Source organism: Xanthomonas sp. NCPPB 3570 (genome assembly GCF_056725115.1).
In genome coordinates this window covers 622,376-646,510 of sequence record NZ_CM161513.1, presented here as the reverse complement: position 1 = coordinate 646,510, position 24,135 = coordinate 622,376, and the positions used below count along the sequence as shown (strand labels likewise).

Below are 24,135 nucleotides of genomic sequence, written 5' to 3'. Positions count from 1 at the left end.
CGCCCGGGATGGCGATGGCACAGCGACTGTTCGCATATGAATATAGCAATCACAAGTGAACAATCAACCTGCAGCGCAGCAATTCCGCTCGGCGCCCGGCCGAGCCAGCGGGCGCATGGCGGGGCCGACGTCCACCCGATGGCACTCGGTGCGCCGCTGGATTCCGCGGCGTCGGTGGCGGCGCATGCCGCTGGCAGGCCGAGGATAGTGGGATGGCGCGAGGACGTGATCGACAGGTCCCTTCGCCCCGCGCGCCTCCGACGCTCTGCTTGCGCCGACAGGCTCAGTGCGCAGCCGGCCGCGTACCGAAGGCCAGGCGGGTCGCCTTGCGGTCGAACTGCAGCGCCACGCGCATGCGCCCCTCGGTCATCGGCCGCACGATCCAACGCACCTGCGCCTCGCCGAAGCCGGACGTCACCACCGGAATGGCCAGGAACCAGCTCGGTCCCGGCCCGACGCAGTACCAGAACGCATCGGCGGTCTGCAGCGCGGCACCCGGCGCGATCGAATACACATGGCCGTAGCTACCCTCGATGGTCTGCTTGGATCGCTTGACCACGGTCAGGTCGCTGCCACGCAACGGCCCGTGCTCACCCGGAAACGCCTGCTCGCGGAACGAAGCCTCCAGCAGGTCCGTCACCTGGTTGCGCCCCATGCGATACAGCGCGCCGATCGACAGGGTGGCGCTGCCGAGGAAGACGACCGCGATCACACCCGCGACCACATAGGGCAGCCACGTCATGCGTCACCGCCCACGGCCGCGCAGGCGCCGCGCGCGTCTGCCTGCGCCGCACGCGACTGCGCGCAGGCACCGGTACCCAGCACCAGCGCCCGCAGCGCGTCCGGCCGCTGCAGCAATGGCAGCGGCGTGTGTGGCTGCAACGCGGCCGGCAAGGTGTAGCCCCAGGCCACGCCGGCAAACGCGATGCCGGCCTGGCGCGCGGCCTCGGCATCGCGGATCTCGTCGCCCACGCACAGCGCCCGCGCGGCGGGAACGCCGCAGGCGCGCAGGCTGGCGCGCAGCTTGCGGCGCTTGCCCAGCACCGCCGCGCCGCAGCGCACGTCGCGGAACTGCGCGAGCAGCGCCGGGCCGAGCACGCGCGCGACGTTGGCGTGGCTGTTGGACGTGACCAGGGCCAGCTGCACGCCGGCCTGCGCCAATTGCGCGAGCAGTTCGGCGACGCCGTCGAACAGCGCGATGCGCGCGATCTGCGCGCTCATCAGCGCGCGCATGCGTTGCGCCACCGCCGGCACCCGCCACCAGCGCAGGCCGCTGCGCGCCATCAGCTCGCGTGCACTCAGGCTGCGGATCTCATCCAGCCGCGCCACGTCGAAGCGGCGGAAGCCGAACTCGTCGGCGACGCCGTTGATGGTCGCCAGGAACCAGGGAAACGAGTCGGCCAGGGTGCCGTCGAAATCGAAGATGACCAGGTCGTAGTGGCGCATGCGGCGCCAGCATGCCGGAGCGTTGGAGTCGGCGCCAGCGACAAGCCTGCCGATCGCGACGGCGAGGTGCGCGGATTGGCCCGTCTTTCATCCACCGTTGCCGTGCGCTTCACCCGCAACCGCCGGCCCAGCGCGCACGCTGGACTCTCATCGCACGGAGACGCCCATGCACATGCAATCCCCCAATCCCGGCCAGGATCCGCAGCAGCCACCGAACGAGGTGCCGGGCCAGGTCCCGAACCCGGGTGTCGACCCGACCCCGGATCGCCCGATCGATCCGACTCCCGACCAACCGATCGACCCGACGATCCCGCCGATCCAGGACCCGGTCGGCGACGTCGACGCCCCGGTGCCGGGTCCGCATGGGCCGACGCAGTACGTCTGAACCATCGCCGGGCGGAGAGAATCCACCGTCGTAGGAGCGGCTTCAGCCGTGACCAGGCCTTACCAGGAATGCCCGGTCGCGGTTGAAACCGCTCCTACGTGTTTTGCGCGCCTCAACGAATCCGGAACCCCATCGTCGCCTCCACCGCCTGCTGCCAACCGGCATACAGTGCTTCGCGACGCTCGGCCGGCATGTCCGGCTCGAAGCGGCGGTCCACCGCCCACTGCTGGGCGATCTCAGCACGGTCCTTCCAGAACCCGGTGGCCAGGCCGGCCAGGTAGGCCGCACCGAGCGCGGTGGTCTCGGCCACCTCCGGGCGCAGCACCGGCACGTCCAGAATGTCGCTCTGGAACTGCGCCATGAAGTCGTTGGCGATGGCGCCGCCATCGGCGCGCAGTTCCTTCAGTTCGATGCCCGAATCGACCTGCATCGCGGTCAGCACGTCGCGGGTCTGGTAGGCCATCGATTCGATGGCCGCGCGGATGAAATGTTCCTTGGTGGTGCCGCGGGTCAGGCCGAACACCGCGCCGCGGATGTCGCTGCGCCAGTACGGCGCGCCCAGGCCGACGAAGGCCGGCACGAAGTACACGCCGTCGTTGTCGCCGGCACGCTCGGCGTAGGCCTGCGAGTCGCTGGCCTTGCCGAGCATGCGCAGGCCGTCGCGCAGCCACTGCACCACCGAGCCGGCGACGAAGATCGCGCCTTCCAGCGCGTACTCGACCTTGCCGTCCACACCCCAGGCGATGGTGGTGAGCAGGCCGTTCTTCGACGCCACCGCCTTCTCGCCGGTGTTCATCAGCATGAAACAGCCGGTGCCGTAGGTGTTCTTGGCCATGCCCGGCTCGAAACAGGCCTGGCCGAACAGCGCCGCCTGCTGGTCGCCGGCGATGCCGGCGATCGGCACCGCATGCCCGTAAAAATACTGGCCCTGGGTGTTGCCATAGATCTCGCTGGACGAGCGCACCTCGGGCAGCATCGAGGTGGGGATGTCGAGCAGTTGCAGCAGTTCCTCGTCCCAGCGCAACTCATGAATGTTGTACAGCAGCGTGCGCGAGGCGTTGGTGTAGTCAGTGACATGGACCTTGCCGCCGGTGAGGTTCCAGATCAGCCAGCTGTCGATGGTGCCGAAGGCCAGCTCGCCGCGCTGCGCGCGTTCGCGTGCACCTTCGACGTGATCGAGGATCCACTTGACCTTGGTGCCGGAAAAGTACGCATCGATCAGCAGGCCGGTCTTGGCCCGCACCATGTCCTCGTGGCCGTCGGCCTTGAGCTGGTCGCAGATGTCCTTGGTCTGCCGCGACTGCCAGACGATGGCGTTGTAGATCGGCTGGCCGGTGGCGCGGTCCCACACCACCGCGGTCTCGCGCTGGTTGGTGATGCCGATGCCGGCGATCGCGCTGGCGTCCACCTGGTGGTTGTTGAGCAGTTCGGTGATCGTGGTGTAAACGCTGGTCATGATCTCGCGCGGGTTGTGCTCGACCCAGCCCGGCTGCGGGAAGATCTGCGAGAACTCGCGCTGCGCCATGCCGACGATGCGGCCCTGGCGGTCGAACAGGATCGCGCGCGAACTGGTGGTGCCCTGGTCGATGGCCAGGATGAACTGCTTTTCCATCGGAGACTCCTGCGGGATGCACGCCGCGCGCACAGGCGCGGCGCCAACGGGGAATTAGGGAGGCGCGCACGCCGCGCGCGGAAACGACCGCGCTGCCGGCGCGCTAGCCGCGGCGCGCGGCGGCCTGTTCTTCCTCCAGCGCCTTCACCCGCGCCGGCAGGAACGGATAGATCAGCCACTGGTAGGCGGCACCACCGATCACCCCGCCGATCAGCGGGCCGACGATCGGGATCCACCAGTAATTGTCGGCCGACGGCAGCGCCGAGGAGCCCCAGCCTGCGACGTAGGCGAACAGGCGCGGGCCGAAATCGCGGGCCGGATTGATCGCCCAGGCTTCCAGATAACCCATCGAGGCGCCGATGGTGGCCACCAGCAGGCCGATGATCAGCGCACCGGAGTTGGCGGTGGGCGCGGCCTCGTTGTAGCGCTCGGTGATGGCGAAGATGCCGAAGATCAGGAACGCGGTCAGGATCACCTGGTCGCGCAGCGCGTGCATCGGCGTGATCGCCAGGCCCGGCGCGGTGAAGAACACACCGGCCGCACCGCCGCCGGCGCGGGTGAGATGTTGCGCCTGGTTGTAGTGGTCGATCACCGGCGCGAACAACAGGTAGACGATCCACGCACCGAGAAACGCACCGATCACCTGGGCGACCCAGTACGGCAGCACCTTGGGCCAGGGAAAGCCGCGGTATAGCGCCAGCGCCAGGGTCACCGCCGGATTGGCGTGGGTGCCGGACACCGAGCCGGTGACGTAGATGGCGATGGTCACCGCCAGGCCCCAGGCGATGCACACGCCCCAGTAGGCGTGCTGGTACGGGCTGGGGTCGTAGAGCACGTACATGCATGCCACCGAGCAGCCGAAGGCGATGATGATCAGCATCGCGATCGCCTCGGAAATCAGTTCGCCCACCAGTTGCCGGCTCATGCCCCTGCCTCCCGGCCTGCCGTCGTTGCCGCTGTCGATCCACCCATGCCTGCCACCCTCCACGGTTGCGTCCAGGTTCGTGCGCCGCGGCGGGTGCCGGGCGCAGCGCGATTGTGCACGCGCCGCCGCGGCCCGAACCGGGCCGACGGCAGCGTTTTCGTCATGCCGGTGCCGCGGCCAGCGTGGCCGGCGCCTGTTGCAGATAGGCGACCAGGCGCTGGCGGCTGGCGGGGTCCACGCGCAGGCCGAGCTTGCTCCGGCGCCACAGCAGGTCCTCGGCCTCCACTACCCACTCGTGCTGGCGCAGGTAGTTGACCTCGGCCTGGTACAGGTCGGCGCCGAAGTGCTGGCCCAGGTCCTGCAGCGAGGCGGCATCGCCCAGCAGCGTGTCCGCGCGGGTGCCGTAGTTGCGCGCCAGCCGCTGCGCGGTGGCCTCGGGCAGCCACGGCCGTGCCGCGCGCAACTCGCGCGCCAGCGTGGCGATGTCGCTGCGCTCGCCGCCCGGCAGCGGCGCACCGTGCGCAGTCCAGGCCGGCGCCTTGCGCCCGGCATGCGCGGTCAGCCGGTCCACCGCCTCCTCGGCGAGCTTGCGGTAGGTGGTGAGCTTGCCGCCGAACACGTTGAGCAGGGCCGCACCGTCGCGCGTGTCCAGTTCCAGCAGGTAGTCACGGGTGACCTCGGCGGCGTTGTCCTCCTCGTCGTCGAGCAGCGGGCGCACGCCGCTGTAGCTCCACACCACGTCGTCCGGGGCGATCTGCTTGCGGAAGTAGCGGTTGGCCGCCTCGCACAGATAGCGCGTCTCCTCGCCGTCGATGCGCGGTGCGGCCGGGTCGGCGCGGTAGTCGACATCGGTGGTGCCGATCAGGGTGTAGTCCTGCTCGTAGGGAATGGCGAAGACGATGCGCCGGTCCGGCTGCTGGAAGATGTAGGCATGGTCGTGCTCGAACAGCCGCGGCACCACGATGTGGCTGCCCTTGACCAGGCGCAGCGCGTGGTCGTGGCCGACGTGCGCCACCTCGTCCAGGAACTGCACCGCCCACGGCCCGGCGGCGTTGACCAGCGACCGCGCGCGCAGCTCCTCGCGGCGACCGTCTGCATGCTGCAACTGCACCTGCCACAGGCCATCGACGCGGCGCGCGCCGACGCAGCGGGTGCGGGTGAGGATGCGCGCGCCGCGCTGCGCGGCGTCCATCGCATTGAGCACCACCAGCCGCGCGTCCTGCACCCAGGCGTCGGAATAGACGAAACCGGTGCGGAACTCCTCGCGCAACGGCGCGCCCACCGGGTGCGTGCGCAGTGCCAGGCGCCGCGACCCCGGCAGGGTGCGGCGGCCGCGGCCGAGGTGGTCGTACAGGAACAGGCCGGTGCGGATCATCCACGCCGGGCGCAGGTGCGGCTGGTGCGGCAGCAGGAAACGCAGCGGCCAGATGATGTGCGGGGCCAGCCGCAGCAGCACCTCGCGCTCGGCCAGGGCCTTGCCGACCAGGGCGAACTCGTACTGCTCCAGGTAGCGCAGGCCGCCGTGGATCAGCTTGGTGCTGGCGCTGGAGGTATGCGCGGCCAGATCGTCGCGCTCGCACAGGCACACCGACAACCCGCGGCCCACCGCGTCGCGGGCGATGCCCGCGCCGTTGATGCCGCCACCGACCACCAGCACATCGTAGGTCTCACGCATAGCCGACTCCGGAAGTGTCGTGTCCCGGCGCCGGCACGCTCACCGGGTTCAGGACTGAGGACGAAAAGATCGTAAACGAACATTTCCGAACATATCACGCTGCACTGCAGCGTGGCGTCGACGGCATCCTGGAAATCTGCCGTAACCGGCCAGCAGCTTAGCTCAGAGACAGCCGGGCGGACGCGCAGGACCACTGTGGCGCGATGATCGCGCCACATCACGCAACATTAACGAAACAATCCGAACACACGCCCTGTGCCACCCCGGTGGCAGGGCCGGCCTCGCTCAGTCCGCGGCCGCGTCCAGCGCCGGCGCGCCCTGGTCGGCCGCATCGCCCTCGGCGACGAACACGCGGGTGCCGGCCGCCTCCAGCACTGCGGCCAGCTCGGCCGGCGGCACGCGATCGGTGAACCAGGCGTGCACCCGCCCGATCGGCCCCAGCCGGACCATCGCGTTGCGACCGAGCTTGCTGTGGTCGGCGGCCAGAAACACCTGCCGCGAGTGCTCGATGATCGCCTGCGCCACCCGCACCTCGTGGAAGTCGAAATCCAGCAGGGTGCCGTCCGGATCGATGCCGGAGATGCCGATCACGCCGAAATCCACCTTGAACTGGCGGATCAGCTCGATGGTGGCCTCGCCGGTGACGCCCTGGTCGCGGCCGCGCACGCGCCCGCCGGCCACCATCACCTCGAAGCTGGGGTTGGCGCTCATCATCACCGCGACGTTGAGGTTGTTGGTGATCACGCGCAGGCCGCTGTGGCCCATCAGCGCGCGCGCCACGTCCTCGTTGGTGGTGCCGATGTTGATGAACAGCGAGGCGTCGTCGGGAATGTGCTGCGCCAGCAGCGTGGCGATGCGCCGCTTCTCCTGCGCCTGCAGCGACTTGCGCGCCGCGTAGGCCAGGTTCTCCACGCTCGACGGCAGGCTCACCCCGCCGTGGTAGCGGCGCAGCACGCCGGCCTCGCACAGCAGGGTCAGGTCGCGGCGGATGGTCTGCGGGGTCACCTCGAAACGCGCCGCCAGTCCTTCCACCTCGGCGTAGCCCTGCTGGCGCACCAGCGCCACCAGTTGCTCCTGGCGCGGATTGAGCGCAGAGACTGCGTTCGGCTTGGGAATCGGATGGTCCATGCCCCGATGATGGCGCATGCGTCGGTGGATGCAACCGCAGCGCGTGCACACCCTCGGTGAACCGCAGCCATGGCCTGGGCCTGCGCGGTCTACGCGCCGATGCGGGCCAGCGCCTAGACTAGCGCCCCCCGCCGGGCCGCCCGGCACTCCCGTCCCTGCCATGCTCAACAACGACATCCTGCGCTCCATCCGCTACATGCTCGACCTGAGCGACCAGAAGATCGTCGATCTGGCGCACCTCGCCGATCCCGCGTTCCCGATCGACAAGGCGCAGATCCCGGCGTGGCTGAAGAAGGAGGACGAAGACGGCTTCGTCGAATGCAGCGACGCGGTGCTGGCGCATGTGCTGGACGGGCTGGTGTTCCACTACCGCGGCCGCGACGAGAGCCTGCCGCCGCGCCCGGTGGAGGCGCGCATCACCAACAACGTGGTGCTGAAGAAGCTGCGCGTGGCGTTCCAGCTCAAGGACGTGGACATGCATCAGATCTTCGACGCCGCCGGTTTCCCGGTGTCCAAGCCGGAACTGTCGGCGCTGTTCCGGCAGCCGGAACACAAGAATTTCCGCCTGTGCGGCGACCAGTTGCTGCGCAACTTCCTCAAGGGCCTGACCCTGCGCGTGCGCGGCGCCGGCTGAGCCGCGTCCTCCGCTGCACCAGGGCGCGGCCGTCGCCGCGAGGCCGGTCTTCCACACGCCGGCCATCGCGAATCGGTAGGATGCGCGCATTCCGCCACCGTGGCGGCGCGGCCGGCTGCCGGCCCTGCCCGCCTCCCGTTCCGTTCCGAGGGTCCCCATGAAGCTAGAGGCGCTGTTCGACCAGTTGCACACCCTGCCGACCATTCCCCAGGTGGCGCAGGACCTGATCCTGCAGTTCGATGCACCGGGCACCAGCCTGGACGCGGTGGCGCGCAACATCGAGCGGGACCCGGTGATCGCGGCCAAGGTGCTGCGGCTGGCCAATTCGGCGCGCTTCCGCGGCGCGCGCGACTCCACCACGGTGGAAGACGCGGCGCTGCGCCTGGGCTTCAACACCTTGCGCACCCTGGTGCTGGCCTCCTCGGTGACCGGCGCCTTCCATGCGCCGGCGCATTTCGACCTGCGCGCGTTCTGGCTGCACAGCTTCGAAGTGGCCGGCGTGTGCCGGCTGCTGGCGCGGCAGAAGGGCCTGGACGCGGAGACCGCGTTCACCTGCGGCATGATGCACAACATCGGCGAACTGCTGATCCAGACCGGTGCGCCCGACTACGCCGCACAACTGCACCCGGACGCCTCCTCGAGCGGCCGCGCCGCCGACGAGACCGTGCAACTGGGCTTCGGCTACCCGGAAGTGGGCGCCGAGCTGGCGCGGCGCTGGCATCTGCCGCAGGTGATCCAGACCGCCATCGCTTTCCAGGCGCGGCCGCTGCAGGCGCCGGAAGGCGAGCCGATGCCGAAGGTCGTCGCCCAGGCCGCGCTGGTCGCCGACGCGCTGCAGCGCCACGGCGGCGCCAACGACCAGGCGCGGCAGGCGGTGACCGGCCCGCTGCTGGACGACGTGGATCTGGACGCGTTGTTCGCCGCGCTGCCGGACGTGATCGAGGCCGATCGCGCTTTCACCGAGATGTTGAAGTAAGAGAAGCCGCCGGGACGCGGCGGTAGCGCGGGGTCGGTGCCTTCCCCGCTTCGCCGCACCCTCATCCGGCGCTACGCGCCACCTTCTCCCGGTGGGAGAAGGGATAGCTTGCGGCGTTTGCCGCGGCGCGCGGGCGTCTGCGGCACCGCGCTCGCGGCGTGCGGCTTGCGCGCTTTCGGGGCCTTGGCCTTTGTCGCGCTTGTCGTCTTTGTTGCCGGCGTCGGCCGCTCCGATGTCGCCGCGGCCTTGGTCGTCGTCTTGCGCTTGGGCCGCGCTGCCGCCTTCGCCGCTGAGGACGTCGCGCCAGACGCGGGTGTACGTGCAGCTTTCTTCGCAGCGCCGCGCGTGGTCTTGCTTCCAGCGCCTTCGACACTGCGCCTCGGCTTGGCCGACGACTTGGCTGCACCGCGGGCCGGCGCCACGCCCAGCGTGACCCAGGTCGGCGCATGGTCGCTGGCATGCGGCAGGTCGCGCACCCAGCGGTCCACGCCGGCGTCGCGCAGGCGCGCGGCCAGCGGTGGATTCAACAGCAGGTGGTCGATGCGCAGCCCGGCATCGCGCTGCCAGTGCTGGCGGAAATAATCCCAGAACGTGTACACGCGGCGCTCGCCGTGCACCTGGCGCAGGCTGTCGGTCCATCCCTGCGCCAGCAACTCCGCATAGGCCTGGCGGCTTTCCGGCTGCAGCAACGCATCGCGCCGCCACGAGGCCGGGTTGTAGATGTCCGCATCGGTGGGCACCACGTTGAAGTCGCCGATCAGCGCCACCGGATGCGGCAGCGCCACCAGGTGCTGCGCATGCCGCTGCAGCCGCGCGAACCAGTCCAGCTTGTAGTCGAACTTCGGCCCTGGGCGTGGATTGCCGTTGGGCAGGTACAGGCAGCCGACCAGCACGCCGTGCGCCATCGCCTCGATGTAGCGGCTCTGGGTGTCGCGCGGATCGCCAGGCAGGCCGCGCCGGCTCTCGACCGGGTCACAGCCCTTGGCCAGCAGCGCCACCCCGTTCCAGCCCGACTGCCCCATCCACACCGCACCGTAGCCGGCGGCATGCAACTCGGCCAGCGGGAAGCCGGCGTCCACGCTCTTGAGCTCCTGCAGCCCGACGATGTCCGGCGCCTCGCGCTGCAACCACTGCAGCAGCTGCGGCAAGCGGCTGCGGATACCGTTGACGTTGTAGGTGGCGATCTTGAGCGTCTTCATCCGGCACGCGTGCAGAACCTGCCATCACCTTGGCCCCGCTACCCTCGTCGCATCGTGAAAACGGGAGCCGCCGCATGACCCCGCTCGACAAACCCCTGCGTCGCGCACTGGAGATCGACGGCGTGCACTACACCCTGACCGTGGACCCGGAAGGCCTGAAGCTCACCGAGAAAGGTCGTCGCAAGGGCCTGGACTTGCGCTGGAGTGCGCTGGTCAGCGGCGACGCCGCCTTGGCCACCGCGCTGCAGGCGTCGCTGGCCGATCGCCCGGGCAAGCGCTGAGCGTCAGCGCGGCCGGCGCCACGCGGGCAAACGTGGCCGCCGATGGTGCTATCGTCGCGGCTTCGGCAACCAGCAGGGAGCGGGCGGATGCACAGGCGCAACGGTGGTGCTGTCGGGACCAGTCAACGACGCGCTCGGCGCACCGGATGGGTCATGGGCCCGCTGCTGCTCGCCCTGCTGCCCCTGGCGACGCACGCGGCGCCGGACGTGCCGGACAGCCTGCGCGTGTCCAGTACCAACACCTACGCCGCGGGCACGCCCGAATGGCGGCAGGTGCGCGATTGGCTGGCGAAGCAAAAAACGCGCGGAGACGTGATGAGCATGGGCAATCTCGACCGGCTCGGCCCCATCGTCCTGACCTACGCGAGGACACTGCACGGCGTGCAGACCCGTGCACCCGAACCGCTGCCGCTACCCGACCAGGGCGTGCCAGGCGACAGCATCGCCATCGCCAGTTGCATCGGCGGCGTGAGGCAGTCGTGGATCTACGGCGTCGAGGCGCGACCCGCAGATGCGTGGACCCTTACATCGTTTGCCACCTCGCAGACTGCGGATTGCAAGCATGCCGATGGCACGCATTGATGCTGCAGGCTGCACCCGTCCCGTACGCTGCGTCAGGTCACGTCGCGCCGCGCGCCTTGCCGCGACGCGGCGTGGCCGAGCCACGACAGGCACTGTCGGTAAGCCTCGCCGCGACTGAAGCAGCGCGTGTCAGATCGCACGCGCGTCGGCGGGTTGCGCATTGGAGCTGGGGCCGTAGGACAGCCTGTAGTGCTGTGGGTTGTTATCCCCGGTCTCCGTCGCGGCCGCGGTGACGATGTCGACTTTGAATTGGGTTTCCTCCGCATGGCTATGCAGGTAGCGGGTGTACGTCCGCGCCCAGTTGGTTGGATCGTTGAGACGTTCGGCACGGATCTTCTTCCAGACGGGATACGACATGGCATGGACTCCTGAGGTTGGTGATGGATCTGCGCGCGCCAGCGCAATACCGGCGTGCGATGCCATGGTTATGCGTACCGTGACCGGGACCAATCGGCATACGCCTGATCTTCGTGCCGCCACGATGCGACCGTTCGACCCAGACCCAGCGCATCTGCAGCGGGACCGCTTCGGCGGCGCGCAACGGGAGCGCCTCCACGGAAACTTGAAGAGACGGCCGCCTGCAGCGCTGCCGAAGAAGGCATGCCTCGGCTAACATCGCCGCGTGCGCGCCGTCGTGCGCGCCGACCGTCTCCTCATTGCCCTCGCTCATGCCCGCTGCCGCTTCGCCCCGCCCTGCCGCAGGCACACTCGTCGGCCGCCTGCGCACCATTGGCCGTGTCGCCATCTGCGTATTCGCCAGCCTGCTGCTGATCCCGCCACAGTGGCTGCTGATGCGCTTCACCCGCGGCCGCGCCGCATTCGTGCTGCCGCGGCTGTGGTTCGGCTGCCTGCGGCGCGCGTTGGGCATTCGCGTCGAGGTGGTGGGCACGCCGCGCGACGCGGGCGGCACGCTGTTCGTCGGCAACCACATCTCCCACTTCGACATCGTGGTGCTGGGCAGCCTGCTGCGCGCGCGCTTCATCGCCAAGAACGACATGGAACGCTGGCCGGGCATGCGCCACATCGGCGCGCTGGCGCAGACCGTGTTCATCAGCCGGCGTCGTCAGGATGCTGCGGCGGTGGCGGCCGCCGTGGCAGCACAACTGCGCCCGGATCACGACGTGGTGCTGTTCGCCGAAGGCACCACCTCCTCCGGCGAGCGCGTGGCGCCGTTCAAGTCCAGCCTGTTCTCTCTGTTCCTCGGTGCCGACTCCGACGCGCGGCGCTGGACGCTGCAGCCGTTCACGCTGGAGGTGCGCAGCGTCGATGGGCAGCCGCTGGCGCAGGGCGGCGATCGCGATGCCTATGCCTTCTACGGCGAGATGCAAGCCGGTGCGCACGTCGCGCACTTCCTGCGCCTGTCCGGTGCGGTGGTCAGGGTGACCTTCCACGCGCCGATCGCGGTGGCGCCGGGCAGCGACCGCAAGGCGTTGGCCGCGCAACTGCATGGCATCGTGGCCTCGGCGCTGCCGGCTGCGTCGACGAATGCCGCCGCGGCCTAGGATGGCGTGCCTTGCTGGCGTGCGCGGGCGATGCCCGACTGCGCGTCAGTCCGCGGTATCCGGCACCACCGGCTCCGGCAGCCGCACCACCGCGTACTGCTTGCGGAATTCCAAGGCGCCCAGCGCCGGCCAGGTCTCGGCATAACGGCGCAGGCAGGCCACGCCGTCCGGAAAGTCCTCGCCGTTGACCCGACAGTCGGCCGCGACCTCGCCGTCGGCGTCGCGCGAGGCGAACAGGCGGATACCGAGCATGCGCTGATCCCGCTGCAGCAACGGCATCAAGGCATCCAGGCTGTTGGTGAACAGACAGCACGGGCAGAACGCGTGTTCCGTGTCGTCGCCCGCCGCGGCCCGGGCCGCGTCACCGTTCATGTGCGCCACCGGCCCCAGCACCACCGTGCGCCGCACCGCGGCCTCGGTCGTGGCCGAGGCGGGGAACTCCATCTGCAACGTCATGCAGCGGGCCTCGGCCGGCGCCGCCACCGCCTCCGACAGCGCCACCAGATCGGTGCGCGCCCAGGTGGTGAAGCCCGAGGCCAGGCTCGCCTCGGTGTCCTCGCCGATGGAATGCTGGAACTCGACGATCCCGTCCGCGAACAGGCTGGCATGATGCACGCGAATGCAACTGGCCGTGCGCACGCCGCTGCGCAGTTCGGCCAGGTCCACCAGTTCGGTGCGCAGTTGCAGCCCGTTGCCGAGCACGACGACCTGATCGTGCAAGCTCGCCGCATGCCCCTCGCGCTGCAGCACCTGCAGCAACAGCTGTTGCAGTGCGCGGCCCGGTTGCACGTCGGGCGCCGGCTCCGACCCAGCGGCATCGGCCTCGCGTGGCGAGGTGCGGGACAACAGGCGTCGCAGTCGATCGATCATCCTTGCTCCAGGGCGTCCAACCCGCCATCGGTCGCCGGAAGTATGCGCAGTCGCCCGCGGCCACGGCAACCGCCGACGCTACGTGCGTCACGGCGACCAGCGGAGCGCATGGCGGCGCCAGGGCACCGCGTCTGCCAGTGGCTGGCGGCACGGGCGCAGCGGCCATCGGCGCGCCGCACCCACGGCGCCTCCGTCAGTGCCTGGCCGCCTCGCACAGCTTGCGGTTGAACCAGGTGGACTTGGCGATGGGCAGGTAGGCATCCCAGTCGCTGGGCGGCAGCATGGTGCTCTGCTTTTCCAGCTCGGCCTGGAACGAGGCCTCGTCGTGGCTGCGGCCGGCCATGGTCCCGTCCAGCGCCGCCAGGCACTCCTGCGGCCGGCCCAGGCGCAGCAGGGTGATGGCGCGGTCGTTGGCGAAGCGGTCACGATCGAGCCAGTTGAGGAAGCCGCCGCACTCGCCTGCGAACGCCTGCATGCCGGCAAGGGCCTTGTCGTAGCGCTTGCCGCGATAGTCCTGCAGATACGCCTCGCGCCGCCGGCTGCTGGCCGCGGCAGTACAGCCGGCCGGCAGTTGCAGGTAATCGCCCTCGAAACTGGCGCGCATGCCGCAGTAGTCGCGGCAGCTTTCCTCGGTCAGCGCGGCCACGTTGAACCCACCCGGCACCGGCTTGAAGGCGAGCTTGCACGGCACGTCGCCAGCGTCGTTCACCTCCGCCTTGTCGCCCTGCAGCGTGCCCGACAGCGAGCAGGTGTGGCCGTTGGCGCCGACCGACAACAGGTCGAACTGGCGCGCCCCACCCTTCTCGGTGACCCGCATGCTGCCCCAGCCTTCCTTGGTGCTGTATTCGCCGGGGGTCGGGCCGGCCGCAGCCGCGGCGAACGCCACCAGCCCCAGCAGCATCGCGCTCCATCCGTATCGCCGTGCCATCGCCTGTTCCTGTCTTCGATCAGAGCCGGCAAGTGTGCGCCATCGCCGCAGCGGCGGACCAGTGCCGATGTCGCATCCCCGCAGCGACGGCCTGCGCGACTCAGCGCAACGACATGCGCGCGCGGAACTCGGACAGAAACAGGCCGCGGAGCCACCGATGCGCCGCGTCGTGCTCCAGGCGCGGATGCCACAGCATCGATACGGTGACGGGCTCGGTGACCACCGGCAGCGCGAACGTGCAAGCGGGCTCGCGCAGCATGTCGGGCTGCGCCGCCATGAACGAGGCCGGCACCAGTGCGATCAGGTCCGACGCGCGCGCCACCGCCAGCGCCGCGGAAAAACTGGGCACCACGGTCGCGACATGACGCACCAGGCCCAACTGCTGCAGCGCCGCGTCCACCGGCCCGTGCGCCCGCCCGCGCCGCGAAGCCACAACGTGGCCGAACGCCACATAGCGCTGCACGCTCACTTCCCCATCGCGCGCCAGCGGATGAGCGCTGCGCACCGCGCCGACGAAACGATCGCGAAACAGACCCTGCACGCGCAGTTCCGGCCCCATCTCGCTCAGCACCCCGATTTCCAGATCGGCCAGGCCCTCGCGCAGCGGCGCCGCGATCTTCTGCGCCTTGGCCACGAACTGCAGGCGCACCTGCGGCGCCGACGCCGCCACTGCGGCCACCAGCATCGCCGCGAACGCCTCCACGAAGGCGTCGTTGGCGCGCACGGTAAAGGTGCGCTGCAGGCCCGCCGGATCCAGCTCGGCCGTTGCCGGGCGCAGCACGGCGCGCGCGGCCTCCACCGCGTCGCGGGCACGCGCGCGCAGTTCAAGCGCATGCGGTGTCGCTACCATCGCGCCGCCGGCGCGGACCAGCAGCGCATCGCCGGTCGCCTCGCGCAGCCGGGTCAACGTCCGGCTCATCGCCGACGCGCTCAGCCCCAGCCGCCGCGCGGCGCCGGCCACGCTGCACTCGGCCAGCAAGGCGTCGAGGGCGATCAACAGATTCAGATCCGGTTCCGGCATACGCGTTTCCCGACAATGGCGAATGGACACAGGCGTCGCATGCAAGGCCTCAATGCATGCGACGCGCGTTCCGCCGGGCGGCACGCGCGCCTAGAGTGCGCAGACCGCCGGTGGACCTCGCATGCCGAGGCCGCACCGGCCACGCGGAGACCCACCATGACCGACACCCCTGCACCCAAAACCGTCCTGCTGATCGGCGCCTCGCGCGGCCTGGGCCTGGCGATGGCCGAAGGCTACCTGAGACGCGGCTGGCGCGTCATCGCCACCGAGCGCGCCGGCGCGCCCAGCGCGGCGCTGCACCATCTGGTTACCGCCCATCCACAGGCACTGCGTATCGAACGCGTCGACATCACCGATCCAGCGCAGCTTGTCGCGCTGCGCGCGCGCCTGCACAGCGAGGTCCTGGATCTGCTGTTCGTCAACGCCGGCGTCAAGAACGACGACCGCGAGACCGTCGCAGATGTCGCCACCGACGAATTCGTCCGGGTCATGGTCACCAATGCACTGAGCCCGATGCGCGCCATCGAAACCTTGCGCGACCTGGTCCGCGAGACCGGCACCATCGGCGTGATGTCGTCCGGGCAAGGCAGCATCGCCAACAACACGAACGGCCAGTACGAGATCTACCGCAGCAGCAAGGCGGCGCTGAACATGCTGATGCGCAGCTTCGCCGCCCGCCACCGCGACAGCGCGCACACCTTGCTGCTGATGGCCCCCGGCTGGGTCCGCACCGACATGGGCGGGCCGGACGCGCGCCTGTCCATCGACGACAGCATCCCGCCCCTGCTCGACACCATCGACACCGCGCACGGCCGCGGCTTGCATTACCTGGATTACCTGGGCCGCGTGGTGCCGTGGTAGACGCCACGCGTGCTGCAGCGGCCCGCGCGACGCTAAAGCCCCACTAGCCGATCTCCTTCAACGCAAGTGCCAGCGCCGCATCCTCGTGCAGCGGCCGCGACAGGAAATAGCCCTGGACGAAATCCACCTGCAGTTCGCGCAGGGCCTCCAGTTCCTGCGCTGTCTCCACGCCTTCGGCCACCACCTGGGTGCGGATCTCGTGGGCGAAGTTGGTCAGCCCCTTGGCCAGCGCGCGGCGGCTGCGGTCGGAATGGATGCACTGGGTGATGCTCATGTCGAGCTTGATGACGTCCGGCTGCAACTGCAGGATGTGGCGCATGCTGGCGTAGCCGGCGCCGGCATCGTCCACCGCCACCTGCGCGCCGCGCTCGCGCAGCGGTGCCAGCGCCTGCGCCAGCGTCTGGTAGTTGCGCACGATGGCGTGCTCGGTGATCTCCAGGGTCAGGCGCGTCACCTCGGTGTCGTCGCCGAGCAGCCCCGCCAGGGACGCGGACATGATCAGTTCCGGCGACATGTTCATGCTGAGCCGGTACTGCGGCGGGAAGCGCCGCAGATACGCCAGCGCCTTGGCCAGCACGTGCAACTCCAGGCGAATGCCGACACCGGCCAGTTCGGCCTGCTGGAACCACTGCGCAGGCCCACGCTGCGGCACGACGTCGAAACGCGACAGGCACTCGAATCCATGCAGGCGCAGCCCCTGCAGCGCGAACACCGGCTGGAACACGATGCGCGGCGCGCCCGCCGCCAGCGCGCCGTCGATCTCGTCGATCATCGCCTGCCGTTCCAGCTTGTGCGCCTCCACCTCGTGCAGGCGCAGCGCGAAGATCTCGGCGAACGCACGCAGCATGCCGATGTCGCGCTCGCCCAGGTCGGGCCTGGGCAGGAAACTGAAACAGCACAGCGTGCCGTAGATCCGCCCTCCCACCTGGATCGGCACGCTCATGTGCGCGCCGATCGGAATCTCCCGCGTCGCCGGAATGCACTGCGCCGCCGGCAGCAGCGAGGTGTCGGGGATGAGCTGCGGCAACTCGCCCCGTGCCACGCCCATGCAGTAGCCATCGGCGAACGGCAGGATCTGGCCCTCGTGGATCGGCCCATCGGGCGGCCCGTCCACGTGATCGAGCACGCGGTCGGTCTTGCGGAAGCGCGACAGGAACGCCACGTCCATGCCCAGATGCCGACGCACCACGCGCAGGCAGCGGCGCAGTTCGCGGTCGCTGATCTCGCCCGACAGCAGCTCGAATAACGGATGCGGTGCTGAAAGATCCTCGGTCGACGCCATCCCGCTTCTCCCCTGAAAGCGTTGCGGCCCGCGCTGCGCGCGCCGCGCACGGCGCTGCGCCGTAGGCGAGGTGATCGAGCAGCGGGGAACCCCGGACTTCCCCCCGTTGTCCAGCGGGCGACACGTCCTTGTCGTTCGACTGTAAAGCGTGACGTACAGCAGCGAAAGCGCCGGTCTGTTCAGGAAGGTAGCTGTCTACGCCACCGACCGTTTCGTCGAGTCGCCGCCGCGTATTCAGCGACCGGCCGAATGGCACTGCCGCAGGCAGGCATGGTCGACCGCCTTTCGTCGGCTCCGAGCAGGCGGCACCGCGCGATAGTCGCTCCACGCCACGCTGACGCATGCCCGGCTGCCGGCGTGTGCCCTGCCCGTCAGGCGTAGGCCATCAACCCCATCAGGTCCAGCGCGGCATGCGCCACGATCGCCGGCCACAGCCGCCCGGTGCGCGCCACCCACCAGCCCAGGATCAGCCCTATCACCACGATGGCGATGGTGCCGACCGGCCCCTGATAGAGGTGGTACGACGCGCGGATCGCCACGCTCACGTTCACCGCGAACGCCTGGCTGTGCCGCCGCTCCAGCGCGCGGATCACGTAGGCGCAGACGAACACTTCCTCGAAGATCGGATTGAGCAGCGAGACCAGCACCACCACGCCGGCCGACAGCGGCCCGGCCACCATCGCGTCCATCGACGGATTCACCTCCGCCGCCACGCTGTCGTTCAACAGGTTCAACGGATAGGTCGCCACTACGCAGGCGGCCAACAGCGCCAGGCCAACGCCGATGTCGCGCGCCTGCCACTGCAACCCCAGCGCCTGCAGCGTCCAGCCGCGGAACCACAGCGTCGGCAGCAACAACGCCAGTACCAGCAGCTCGTAGAACACCATGCCCCACAGGTTCGCGTCGGAAAACGACGGCTCCACCACCGGGGCCAGCACCGCCAGCGCGCTCCAGTAGATCGGCAACCCGAACGCGACTGCCGTGACCAGCAGCAGTTCACCCCAACTGAAAGAAGACGCGTCACGCTGTTTCATCGATGTCCTTGTCGTGCGTCGATTCCGGTTAGCCGACCTGTGCGGCGAACCGCCTGGACACAGGCCTGCTGGGCCACCTGCATGAAGTCGGGATCGGGGCGCACGCGTGGCGTCGTACCCTGCCGGCATGCCCCCTCACTGCGCCCCACAGTGATTCTCTGGCGGCGACGAAGCTGTAGCGAGCGCACTACCGCGCTGCCCTGTCGATCACATCGCAGCGGCTACGCAAGCCGGTCGTCAGTCCCACCACAGAAAGACGCTGCGCGACTGACGCATCTGCGCCGCCAGAGCCTCCACGCTCTCCACGCCCTGGTCCACTGTGTCCGGGCAGAACGCGTAGACCTCCCGCGCGAAGGCGTCCCAGTCCGGCGGTGGCGAACGGAGTTCGACCTCCAGCCAATCCTCGCCCGCACCGACCAGCACCAAACCGTAGCGCGCATCCCATGCACGATAGCGGACCATCACCGCCTCGTGGTCCATGTCGTAATTGACCGCATCGGGACGAACCACCGCCAGATACGCCGCGTCGTCCGCGCGCGTCACCACCACCTGATCGGGACCATAACCGAAGTGCTGGTCACGCAGGTACGCCTGGTAGCCAGATCCCCGCAGGCGCGTGCGTAGGCGCTCCATGACCGCACGCCCCTGCCGCGGGGCCGTGGTGACCACGATGCCCTCGGCCGGACGCGGCGCATACGTGTCGGTCTGCCCCACCCAGCGCGCGATGGACGTTCCCTCCCCTCGCGCCAGCGCCGCGATCGCAAGCGGCACCTTCGCCGCCTGCGCAAGCGCCTGCTCCTCGTGCGTGAGCGCCACCTCGCGCACGCAGCCGGAGCAGAGCCACAGGCCCAGCAACATCATCCAGCGACGCCACATCATCGATCCCCTGCAAAGCGTATCGCGGAGCATGATCGCTTCTGGCGCACCGCTTCGCCACCCTGCCGATCGCACGTCCGCTACCACTGGCGCGTCGGGTACAGGCGTCGGCTGACAGCAGAGGAACGCCGCAGCCGCAACCAGGAAACAGAGAGGGGATGGCACTGGCACGCCGCATCGTACAGATCACCGCCCATCGCGCTGAACCCCACACCACTTACAGAGGCGGCAAACCGCATCCTCGTCCGGTACCTGGCCCGCTAGTCCCCTTGTCCGGAAGACTGCCGATACTTGTTGATCGCCACGTAGAGCGTCCTGGCGAGCGGACTGACATGTATCGGGTCGGTCTCCAGCGTCGGGGCATGGAACTGCAGCAAGATCAGTTCGCGCCAGCCCTGGCGCGCGGTCTCGCGATCCGGCGTTCCGAATTCGAGCCAGGCCTGCAGGATCTTGGGATCGTGTGGAAACTGCGCATATGCGCGCACCAGCAATGCCTTCCCCTCGTCGGAAAGAACCCCCTGGACGACCTCGCCGTGAATGCGGCTGATTGCGAAGTCCGCCTGGCCATAACGGTCCCAGCCAAGCATGTCGGTGTCCTTGAGCCCGGGATCCTTGAGGCTTTCCTGCAAGGAGGCGAGCACATTCAATGCCGTGAGATCGCCAGCGACGGAGCGAATCCGCGCCTCCAGGGCATCGCGGTGCGCCGCCAACACGTCCTGTCTCGAGACGATCGACAGGTTGAGCGCGTTGACGAGCAGAAACTCGAACAACGCCGAGCTGTCCGGAAGCGGATCGGCCGCGACAGACAGCTTGCAGCTCGCCATCTGCGCCTTCCAGAGGTCACGCAGACGCTCCCCATCGGCTTCCGCACCGTTGCCGCCGGCAACTGCGGCCTCGGCTTCGAACACGGGGCGCAAGCAGGACATCGGCCCGGCAAGATCGCTACGCGGCACATGCGCCGCGGCGTCGGCGATGACCCGCAGGGCTCGGCCACGATCGGCTCCCGTCTTGAAGCGGATGGCATTGACCAGGGCGGCATCCAACTCCCGCGCGTCGCCAGTCCCTTTGAAGGCTTTCAGACGTTCGGCATGCGCCCGCAGCACCTCGGGTTGTCCCCAGACTTCCTGCAACAGATGCTCCAGATCCCCGTGGCGCGAGCGGGATCGCTCGAACATCGCAAAGGCGCGCTGATCCTGGCCAAGTTGCAGGTAGCAGTAGCCTGCCAGCATCGGCAAATGCCTTTCCAGCAAGCCGGCTTGGTCGACCTTCTGCCAGGCATCGGCCGCTTCGGCGCATTGCTCGTGCCGCGTGTATTCAAGCGCCAGTTCCAGCAGCGCGTACGGATTGCCATCGCTCAACGCATAAGCACGCTGATGCCATTGAAAGGAGTACGCCGGATCAAGACGCCAGACTTTGTTCGCCAACGCGAACAATGCCAACCAATCCGTTTCGTCCACCGCACCGCGCAGGCGGGCCGCAGCGCGTTCCGGATCGCCATGCAGATAGTCCTCGGTCGCCGCGTCTTCCGCCAACGCAATCTGCCGGCCGATGGCGTGCAGACGCGTTTCATCCAACCGTTTCTCTTTGGCTGCCACGGGCGCGATGGTCGCCACCACCATCAGCCACAGCACGCACTGCCCCACCGCGCGGAGCACGCTGGCCGCCCCCATTTGCGCCTTCATCCTCGTTCCCCTGGGCGCACGAGCGCCTCTTCTTGCCGTTTATGTTAGCAACGCATTCCATGCCTCAACGCGCATCCCGCTTGCACCTTGGCGCTGATGCGCGTCAACGCTGCATCGGGGTATGTAAAACATGGCGATACGCTGTCTACATATTCCACCACACCACGACATGCGCCTGCTTGCAGGGAGTCAGCCGCTTAGGCAGGCTTTGTGCACTCTTTGCCTTGCGCCTATAGATGAAACGCGCCCTCCTTGTTCTCTGCCTGCTCAGTCCCAATGTCTGGGCCTGCGACACGCACCTCCCATTGTCGGGCATGGTCAGCGTCGCCACCTGCCCACCGGACAAGGGAACGAGAACGTGCGTGGCCTCCTGGGAAGCGCTTTCCCAGTACCTCGAGGCCATGCCGGACCACGATGACGATTTCACCATCGCCCTGCAGTCCAGTCCCTGGCGCATGTACGACGGCAACTGGCGCATCCTGACTCCCGAGGATCTTGCGGGCACCGTGCGCGCAACGCGCGAGAAGAAGCACAAGCGCGTCGAACTGGTCGGCTCGTGGACCGGTGTTTCGCCAGCGCCAGGCATCCCATCGCTGGCCGAGCGCCTGTCGAAGGCGCTGGGCGGATTTCCCGTCCAGGGAGAGAACGGCTTCCTGTGGATATCCAAGGATGGTGCCCGCCGCACCACGCGCCAGGCATTCACCGGACGACAAGGGTCTGGCCCGTACTTCATCCCCGCTGGTGCCGAATTGTTCGTGCCGCTGGTGACCGGTTGGCAGGCACTTGGGCCGAAACAGGCGGAGGACGCGGACGCCGAGCAGCTATTGCAGTCCGGTGCTGCCTGGGACGTCATGTACCTGTGTCCTGAGAAGGCCCAGCAGAGCTTCGAACTCGCTGCGTCCAAGGGAAACGTGGTTGCTGCGTACAACGCCGCGCTGATGCGACTCGAACGTGGCGGCAACGGCAACCGGAGCGCCGCCATCGCGCTCCTCAAGCGAGCCGCTGCACAGGGAGATGCCAAATCGCAGGCGCGCCTGAAGATCGAACTTGCCAAGCGCTAGCCGTGGCAGTGGAACTCTACGCTGATTGGCGCTGTGCGCGTGCATTACAGCCGGATCATCGGCCCTGCCAGGAAGCTTGCGCGTTGATCGCCTTTCACTGAAGTCGGATCGCCCCCTAGCGAATCGGCCGCGGCGATTCCCCGATGCCCGCGGAGACTCCATCGCAGCAGCGCAAAGGCCGCTTTCGCTCATACAGCAAGCGGGCGTCGCCAGGCGACTCCATCGAGACTTTCTCGGAGCTAGAACTCAGCAAGGCCAATCCGCATCGCCAGCGCGCTAGTACAGAGAGTCCCGGGTACGCTGCGGCAATTCCCGGTCGTAGGTTTCGCCGTCGAACGCGCCGTCGGCCAGATGCGCGTGCATGGTGCCGGGGCTCGGCAGGCGATCGCGCGGCAGATGCCGCGTCGGATCCCACAGCTGCGAGCGCACGATCGCCTTGGCGCAATGGAAATAGGCCGCTTCGATGTGCACCACGATCACGCTGCGCGGCAAACGCTCACCGACCGCGAACCGCGCCAGCAGGTCCGGATCGACGCGGATCTCGGCACGACCGTTCACGCGCAAGGTTTCGCCGATGCCGGGGATCAGGAACAACAGCGACAGCCGCGGATCCTGCAGCAGATTGCGCAGCGTATCGACGCGGTTGTTACCCGGCCGGTCCGGCAGCGCCAGCGTGCGCGCATCCAGCACCTGCACGAATCCGGGTGCATCGCCGCGCGGCGAGCAGTCCAGGCCCTCGTCGCCGGCCGAGGCCAGCACCACGAACGGTGATGCGTGCACGAACGCCTGGTAGTCGGCGTTCAAATGGTCGATTTGCTTGCGCACGGCGCGCTCGACGGGCTGGCCGTACAGGGCTTCGAGTGCTTCGACACGCGTGATGCGGTAGTCCATCTCGTCGTCCTCTCCCTGTCGCGTGCACGGCATGAAGGCACCATGATCCATCAAACCGCGCACAACCGGAAATAGAGGCACGCATTCAGAAGTTCCGCCTCCACCTTCCAGACGCAACTTGAAATGGCACTTCAACCGGTGCATCGCTTGTCGCACCTGAGGTTTGATCAGAATTGCCCACGCTCAACGTTCCGACGCCAGCGCTCCGGCTTCGGCGACCAATCCCCTTCACCCAGCACGGCCTGGACAAGGTGTTCGAGCGGATAGCCGAGGTGCTGCGCAGCGGCCACGCCACCGTCGTCCATGCTTGCTTCAGCGACGAACGCACGAAACGCGGGTTCGTCCGCGGCGGCGAGTGCCGTGATCTTCTTGGCCAGATCGTAGGAAAGCGCGTTGCCATCGCCGGTCGCCAGGAACGACTTTCCGGACCAGAACGTCTGGATGCTGTCCGCATTCCAGTACGCTGCATGGCGGGCCGGGATCTCGTGCTGGAAGTACTTCTGCGCGCTCGGCATGGCCAGCTGCGGGAACATGGTGTGCTCGGTGTTGACCGCCAGGCCTTCGTTCAACCATGCCGGGCTCGGCAAGTGCTGCAGCAAGCAATGCGTCAGCTCGTGTGCGATCACAGGCTCCATCGCGTCCATGATCGCCAGTGGCACCACGAAGTGCCCATAGCCGGCCCTGATGAACATCCCCGAGGACATCGCGTACTCCCCACCCTCGGGGTAGTAATTGGAGACATAGCCGTAGTAGTCGTCGTCATCGGCGAACACGATCACCACGTGCTTGCCCATGCCCTGCTCGACCGCCAGCGCGCCCAGGTTACGACGGATCCTGGCCAGCATGCGCTGGCAGGTCTGCAACACCACCGTTGCCGGCCGCGCCTCTAGGTTCGACAGCAGCAGGAAGTCGGCGGACTCGGTTACCGCATAGTGATCACCCAGCTGCTGATTCAAGACCTCCAACCATTGTCGCGCGGCAGAGGTCCAGTAGACATGCAACGCGTCTGCCCCCGCTTCCGCTGGCTCAGCCTCTGCAATGGCCTCCCACTTGGGGATGGGCATGCTGGTATCGCTGTCCCAGTGCATGCCTACGCTCACGCGCGCCATCGGCGTCGCTGGAAGGGCATCCCGCGCGCGCTCCCGCCTGTTGGCCCGTCGCGCCAAGCACAACCGTGAGCACAAAACCCGCGAACACAAATAGCAGGATGGCTCCTGAGATCCATCTCGCCTGGTCTTGAATCATCTTTCCGCCCCCTGCGGTCTTTTACTCTATCGACATCAA

Annotated in this window: 25 protein-coding genes; 8 read left to right on the top strand and 17 right to left on the bottom strand. The window is 68.4% G+C overall.

Annotated features, from left to right (window positions below; translation table 11 throughout):
• Positions 1 to 283: 283 nt before the first annotated feature.
• Both AC1PLR_RS02875 and AC1PLR_RS02870 read right to left on the bottom strand, forming a co-directional pair.
• Positions 284 to 742, bottom strand: a complete 459-nt coding sequence (locus AC1PLR_RS02875; RefSeq protein WP_481102600.1) for a hypothetical protein — start codon at positions 740 to 742, stop codon at positions 284 to 286.
• A complete protein-coding gene (locus AC1PLR_RS02870) occupies positions 739 to 1,446 on the bottom strand; it encodes an HAD-IA family hydrolase (protein ID WP_481102599.1) in 708 nt (235 codons plus the stop codon). Before AC1PLR_RS02870 ends, AC1PLR_RS02875 begins: the two co-directional genes overlap by 4 nt.
• A 166-nt stretch (positions 1,447 to 1,612) precedes the next feature.
• Between AC1PLR_RS02870 and AC1PLR_RS02865 the strand changes: the two genes are divergently transcribed.
• Complete coding sequence (locus AC1PLR_RS02865; RefSeq protein WP_010342416.1) at positions 1,613 to 1,831, top strand: hypothetical protein; 219 nt, start codon at positions 1,613 to 1,615, stop codon at positions 1,829 to 1,831.
• A gap of 112 nt (positions 1,832 to 1,943) precedes the next feature.
• Here the strand turns inward: AC1PLR_RS02865 and glpK are convergent, their stop codons facing one another.
• The 4 genes from glpK to AC1PLR_RS02845 all read right to left on the bottom strand — a co-directional run bounded on the left by glpK (position 1,944) and on the right by AC1PLR_RS02845 (position 7,171).
• On the bottom strand, positions 1,944 to 3,443 hold the full coding sequence (glpK, locus tag AC1PLR_RS02860) for a glycerol kinase GlpK (RefSeq protein WP_152180520.1): 1,500 nt from the start codon (positions 3,441 to 3,443) through the stop codon (positions 1,944 to 1,946).
• Between the two features lie 103 nt (positions 3,444 to 3,546).
• Entirely contained in the window at positions 3,547 to 4,368 is an 822-nt protein-coding gene (locus tag AC1PLR_RS02855) for an MIP/aquaporin family protein (protein ID WP_017916383.1), read from the bottom strand.
• Between the two features lie 160 nt (positions 4,369 to 4,528).
• A complete protein-coding gene (glpD, locus tag AC1PLR_RS02850; protein ID WP_481102598.1) occupies positions 4,529 to 6,043 on the bottom strand; it encodes a glycerol-3-phosphate dehydrogenase in 1,515 nt (504 codons plus the stop codon).
• Between the two features lie 285 nt (positions 6,044 to 6,328).
• Positions 6,329 to 7,171 (bottom strand): DeoR family transcriptional regulator, encoded by an 843-nt coding sequence (locus AC1PLR_RS02845; protein ID WP_481102597.1) that lies wholly within the window; start codon positions 7,169 to 7,171, stop codon positions 6,329 to 6,331.
• A 160-nt stretch (positions 7,172 to 7,331) separates the two neighbouring features.
• Here AC1PLR_RS02845 and AC1PLR_RS02840 point away from each other — a divergent pair, with 160 nt between their 5' ends.
• Together AC1PLR_RS02840 and AC1PLR_RS02835 are read left to right on the top strand one after the other, a co-directional pair.
• Positions 7,332 to 7,805: a YehS family protein gene (locus AC1PLR_RS02840; RefSeq protein ID WP_017913175.1), complete on the top strand. Its 474-nt coding sequence runs from the start codon at positions 7,332 to 7,334 to the stop codon at positions 7,803 to 7,805.
• Positions 7,806 to 7,962: 157 nt separating this feature from the next.
• Entirely contained in the window at positions 7,963 to 8,781 is an 819-nt protein-coding gene (locus AC1PLR_RS02835) for an HDOD domain-containing protein (RefSeq protein ID WP_019800317.1), read from the top strand.
• Positions 8,782 to 8,852: 71 nt separating this feature from the next.
• On the opposite strand, the gene AC1PLR_RS02830 is transcribed toward AC1PLR_RS02835, so the two are convergent.
• Positions 8,853 to 9,980: an exodeoxyribonuclease III gene (locus AC1PLR_RS02830; protein WP_481102596.1), complete on the bottom strand. Its 1,128-nt coding sequence runs from the start codon at positions 9,978 to 9,980 to the stop codon at positions 8,853 to 8,855.
• Between the two features lie 74 nt (positions 9,981 to 10,054).
• Here AC1PLR_RS02830 and AC1PLR_RS02825 point away from each other — a divergent pair, with 74 nt between their 5' ends.
• The gene (locus tag AC1PLR_RS02825) at positions 10,055 to 10,261 is read left to right on the top strand and encodes a hypothetical protein (protein WP_010342424.1); all 207 of its coding nucleotides are present in this window, start codon (positions 10,055 to 10,057) and stop codon (positions 10,259 to 10,261) included.
• A gap of 153 nt (positions 10,262 to 10,414) precedes the next feature.
• Positions 10,415 to 10,843, top strand: coding sequence for a hypothetical protein (locus AC1PLR_RS02820; protein ID WP_481102595.1), 429 nt, complete (start codon positions 10,415 to 10,417; stop codon positions 10,841 to 10,843).
• Between the two features lie 129 nt (positions 10,844 to 10,972).
• Here the strand turns inward: AC1PLR_RS02820 and AC1PLR_RS02815 are convergent, their stop codons facing one another.
• Positions 10,973 to 11,200, bottom strand: a complete 228-nt coding sequence (locus AC1PLR_RS02815) for a hypothetical protein (protein WP_420008813.1) — start codon at positions 11,198 to 11,200, stop codon at positions 10,973 to 10,975.
• 311 nt (positions 11,201 to 11,511) lie between these two features.
• Between AC1PLR_RS02815 and AC1PLR_RS02810 the strand changes: the two genes are divergently transcribed.
• Positions 11,512 to 12,345, top strand: coding sequence for a lysophospholipid acyltransferase family protein (locus tag AC1PLR_RS02810; protein ID WP_481102594.1), 834 nt, complete (start codon positions 11,512 to 11,514; stop codon positions 12,343 to 12,345).
• A 45-nt stretch (positions 12,346 to 12,390) separates the two neighbouring features.
• Here AC1PLR_RS02810 and AC1PLR_RS02805 read toward each other — a convergent pair whose 3' ends face one another.
• The 3 genes from AC1PLR_RS02805 to AC1PLR_RS02795 form a co-directional block, all read right to left on the bottom strand.
• The gene (locus tag AC1PLR_RS02805; protein WP_481102593.1) at positions 12,391 to 13,215 is read right to left on the bottom strand and encodes a DUF6348 family protein; all 825 of its coding nucleotides are present in this window, start codon (positions 13,213 to 13,215) and stop codon (positions 12,391 to 12,393) included.
• A gap of 193 nt (positions 13,216 to 13,408) precedes the next feature.
• Positions 13,409 to 14,143, bottom strand: coding sequence for a hypothetical protein (locus tag AC1PLR_RS02800; protein ID WP_481102592.1), 735 nt, complete (start codon positions 14,141 to 14,143; stop codon positions 13,409 to 13,411).
• Between the two features lie 100 nt (positions 14,144 to 14,243).
• Positions 14,244 to 15,164 carry a LysR family transcriptional regulator gene (locus tag AC1PLR_RS02795; protein WP_481102591.1) on the bottom strand — a complete coding sequence of 307 codons (921 nt, stop codon included), beginning with the start codon at positions 15,162 to 15,164 and terminating at the stop codon, positions 14,244 to 14,246.
• A 156-nt stretch (positions 15,165 to 15,320) separates the two neighbouring features.
• Between AC1PLR_RS02795 and AC1PLR_RS02790 the strand changes: the two genes are divergently transcribed.
• Positions 15,321 to 16,025, top strand: a complete 705-nt coding sequence (locus AC1PLR_RS02790) for an SDR family NAD(P)-dependent oxidoreductase (protein ID WP_481102590.1) — start codon at positions 15,321 to 15,323, stop codon at positions 16,023 to 16,025.
• Positions 16,026 to 16,068: 43 nt separating this feature from the next.
• Here AC1PLR_RS02790 and AC1PLR_RS02785 read toward each other — a convergent pair whose 3' ends face one another.
• From AC1PLR_RS02785 to AC1PLR_RS02770, 4 genes are all read right to left on the bottom strand, one after another.
• Entirely contained in the window at positions 16,069 to 17,307 is a 1,239-nt protein-coding gene (locus tag AC1PLR_RS02785; RefSeq protein ID WP_481102589.1) for a sensor domain-containing phosphodiesterase, read from the bottom strand.
• A 371-nt stretch (positions 17,308 to 17,678) separates the two neighbouring features.
• Positions 17,679 to 18,341 carry a CPBP family intramembrane glutamic endopeptidase gene (locus AC1PLR_RS02780; protein ID WP_481102588.1) on the bottom strand — a complete coding sequence of 221 codons (663 nt, stop codon included), beginning with the start codon at positions 18,339 to 18,341 and terminating at the stop codon, positions 17,679 to 17,681.
• 237 nt (positions 18,342 to 18,578) lie between these two features.
• Positions 18,579 to 19,250: a DUF4253 domain-containing protein gene (locus AC1PLR_RS02775; protein WP_481102587.1), complete on the bottom strand. Its 672-nt coding sequence runs from the start codon at positions 19,248 to 19,250 to the stop codon at positions 18,579 to 18,581.
• A gap of 227 nt (positions 19,251 to 19,477) precedes the next feature.
• Positions 19,478 to 20,899, bottom strand: coding sequence for a hypothetical protein (locus AC1PLR_RS02770; protein WP_481102586.1), 1,422 nt, complete (start codon positions 20,897 to 20,899; stop codon positions 19,478 to 19,480).
• A gap of 362 nt (positions 20,900 to 21,261) precedes the next feature.
• On the opposite strand from AC1PLR_RS02770, the gene AC1PLR_RS02765 reads away from it, so the two are divergent.
• Positions 21,262 to 21,960, top strand: a complete 699-nt coding sequence (locus AC1PLR_RS02765) for an SEL1-like repeat protein (protein ID WP_157836414.1) — start codon at positions 21,262 to 21,264, stop codon at positions 21,958 to 21,960.
• 276 nt (positions 21,961 to 22,236) lie between these two features.
• Here AC1PLR_RS02765 and AC1PLR_RS02760 read toward each other — a convergent pair whose 3' ends face one another.
• Positions 22,237 to 22,995, bottom strand: coding sequence for a pyridoxamine 5'-phosphate oxidase family protein (locus tag AC1PLR_RS02760; protein ID WP_481102585.1), 759 nt, complete (start codon positions 22,993 to 22,995; stop codon positions 22,237 to 22,239).
• Positions 22,996 to 23,018: 23 nt separating this feature from the next.
• Entirely contained in the window at positions 23,019 to 23,915 is an 897-nt protein-coding gene (locus AC1PLR_RS02755) for a hypothetical protein (RefSeq protein ID WP_481102584.1), read from the bottom strand.
• Between the last annotated feature and the right edge of the window lie 220 nt (positions 23,916 to 24,135).

Excerpts from the sequence above, each read along its gene's own strand:
- AC1PLR_RS02875 (WP_481102600.1), bottom strand. The coding sequence starts at position 742 with ATGACGTGGCTGCCCTATGTGGTCGCGGGTGTGATCGCGGTCGTCTTC.
- AC1PLR_RS02870 (WP_481102599.1), bottom strand. The coding sequence starts at position 1,446 with ATGCGCCACTACGACCTGGTCATCTTCGATTTCGACGGCACCCTGGCC.
- AC1PLR_RS02865 (WP_010342416.1), top strand. The coding sequence starts at position 1,613 with ATGCACATGCAATCCCCCAATCCCGGCCAGGATCCGCAGCAGCCACCG.
- glpK (WP_152180520.1), bottom strand. The coding sequence starts at position 3,443 with ATGGAAAAGCAGTTCATCCTGGCCATCGACCAGGGCACCACCAGTTCG.
- AC1PLR_RS02855 (WP_017916383.1), bottom strand. The coding sequence starts at position 4,368 with ATGAGCCGGCAACTGGTGGGCGAACTGATTTCCGAGGCGATCGCGATG.
- glpD (WP_481102598.1), bottom strand. The coding sequence starts at position 6,043 with ATGCGTGAGACCTACGATGTGCTGGTGGTCGGTGGCGGCATCAACGGC.
- AC1PLR_RS02845 (WP_481102597.1), bottom strand. The coding sequence starts at position 7,171 with ATGGACCATCCGATTCCCAAGCCGAACGCAGTCTCTGCGCTCAATCCG.
- AC1PLR_RS02840 (WP_017913175.1), top strand. The coding sequence starts at position 7,332 with ATGCTCAACAACGACATCCTGCGCTCCATCCGCTACATGCTCGACCTG.
- AC1PLR_RS02835 (WP_019800317.1), top strand. The coding sequence starts at position 7,963 with ATGAAGCTAGAGGCGCTGTTCGACCAGTTGCACACCCTGCCGACCATT.
- AC1PLR_RS02830 (WP_481102596.1), bottom strand. The coding sequence starts at position 9,980 with ATGAAGACGCTCAAGATCGCCACCTACAACGTCAACGGTATCCGCAGC.
- AC1PLR_RS02825 (WP_010342424.1), top strand. The coding sequence starts at position 10,055 with ATGACCCCGCTCGACAAACCCCTGCGTCGCGCACTGGAGATCGACGGC.
- AC1PLR_RS02820 (WP_481102595.1), top strand. The coding sequence starts at position 10,415 with ATGGGCCCGCTGCTGCTCGCCCTGCTGCCCCTGGCGACGCACGCGGCG.
- AC1PLR_RS02815 (WP_420008813.1), bottom strand. The coding sequence starts at position 11,200 with ATGTCGTATCCCGTCTGGAAGAAGATCCGTGCCGAACGTCTCAACGAT.
- AC1PLR_RS02810 (WP_481102594.1), top strand. The coding sequence starts at position 11,512 with ATGCCCGCTGCCGCTTCGCCCCGCCCTGCCGCAGGCACACTCGTCGGC.
- AC1PLR_RS02805 (WP_481102593.1), bottom strand. The coding sequence starts at position 13,215 with ATGATCGATCGACTGCGACGCCTGTTGTCCCGCACCTCGCCACGCGAG.
- AC1PLR_RS02800 (WP_481102592.1), bottom strand. The coding sequence starts at position 14,143 with ATGGCACGGCGATACGGATGGAGCGCGATGCTGCTGGGGCTGGTGGCG.
- AC1PLR_RS02795 (WP_481102591.1), bottom strand. The coding sequence starts at position 15,164 with ATGCCGGAACCGGATCTGAATCTGTTGATCGCCCTCGACGCCTTGCTG.
- AC1PLR_RS02790 (WP_481102590.1), top strand. The coding sequence starts at position 15,321 with ATGACCGACACCCCTGCACCCAAAACCGTCCTGCTGATCGGCGCCTCG.
- AC1PLR_RS02785 (WP_481102589.1), bottom strand. The coding sequence starts at position 17,307 with ATGGCGTCGACCGAGGATCTTTCAGCACCGCATCCGTTATTCGAGCTG.
- AC1PLR_RS02780 (WP_481102588.1), bottom strand. The coding sequence starts at position 18,341 with ATGAAACAGCGTGACGCGTCTTCTTTCAGTTGGGGTGAACTGCTGCTG.
- AC1PLR_RS02775 (WP_481102587.1), bottom strand. The coding sequence starts at position 19,250 with ATGCTCCGCGATACGCTTTGCAGGGGATCGATGATGTGGCGTCGCTGG.
- AC1PLR_RS02770 (WP_481102586.1), bottom strand. The coding sequence starts at position 20,899 with ATGAAGGCGCAAATGGGGGCGGCCAGCGTGCTCCGCGCGGTGGGGCAG.
- AC1PLR_RS02760 (WP_481102585.1), bottom strand. The coding sequence starts at position 22,995 with ATGCACCGGTTGAAGTGCCATTTCAAGTTGCGTCTGGAAGGTGGAGGC.
- AC1PLR_RS02755 (WP_481102584.1), bottom strand. The coding sequence starts at position 23,915 with ATGCCCATCCCCAAGTGGGAGGCCATTGCAGAGGCTGAGCCAGCGGAA.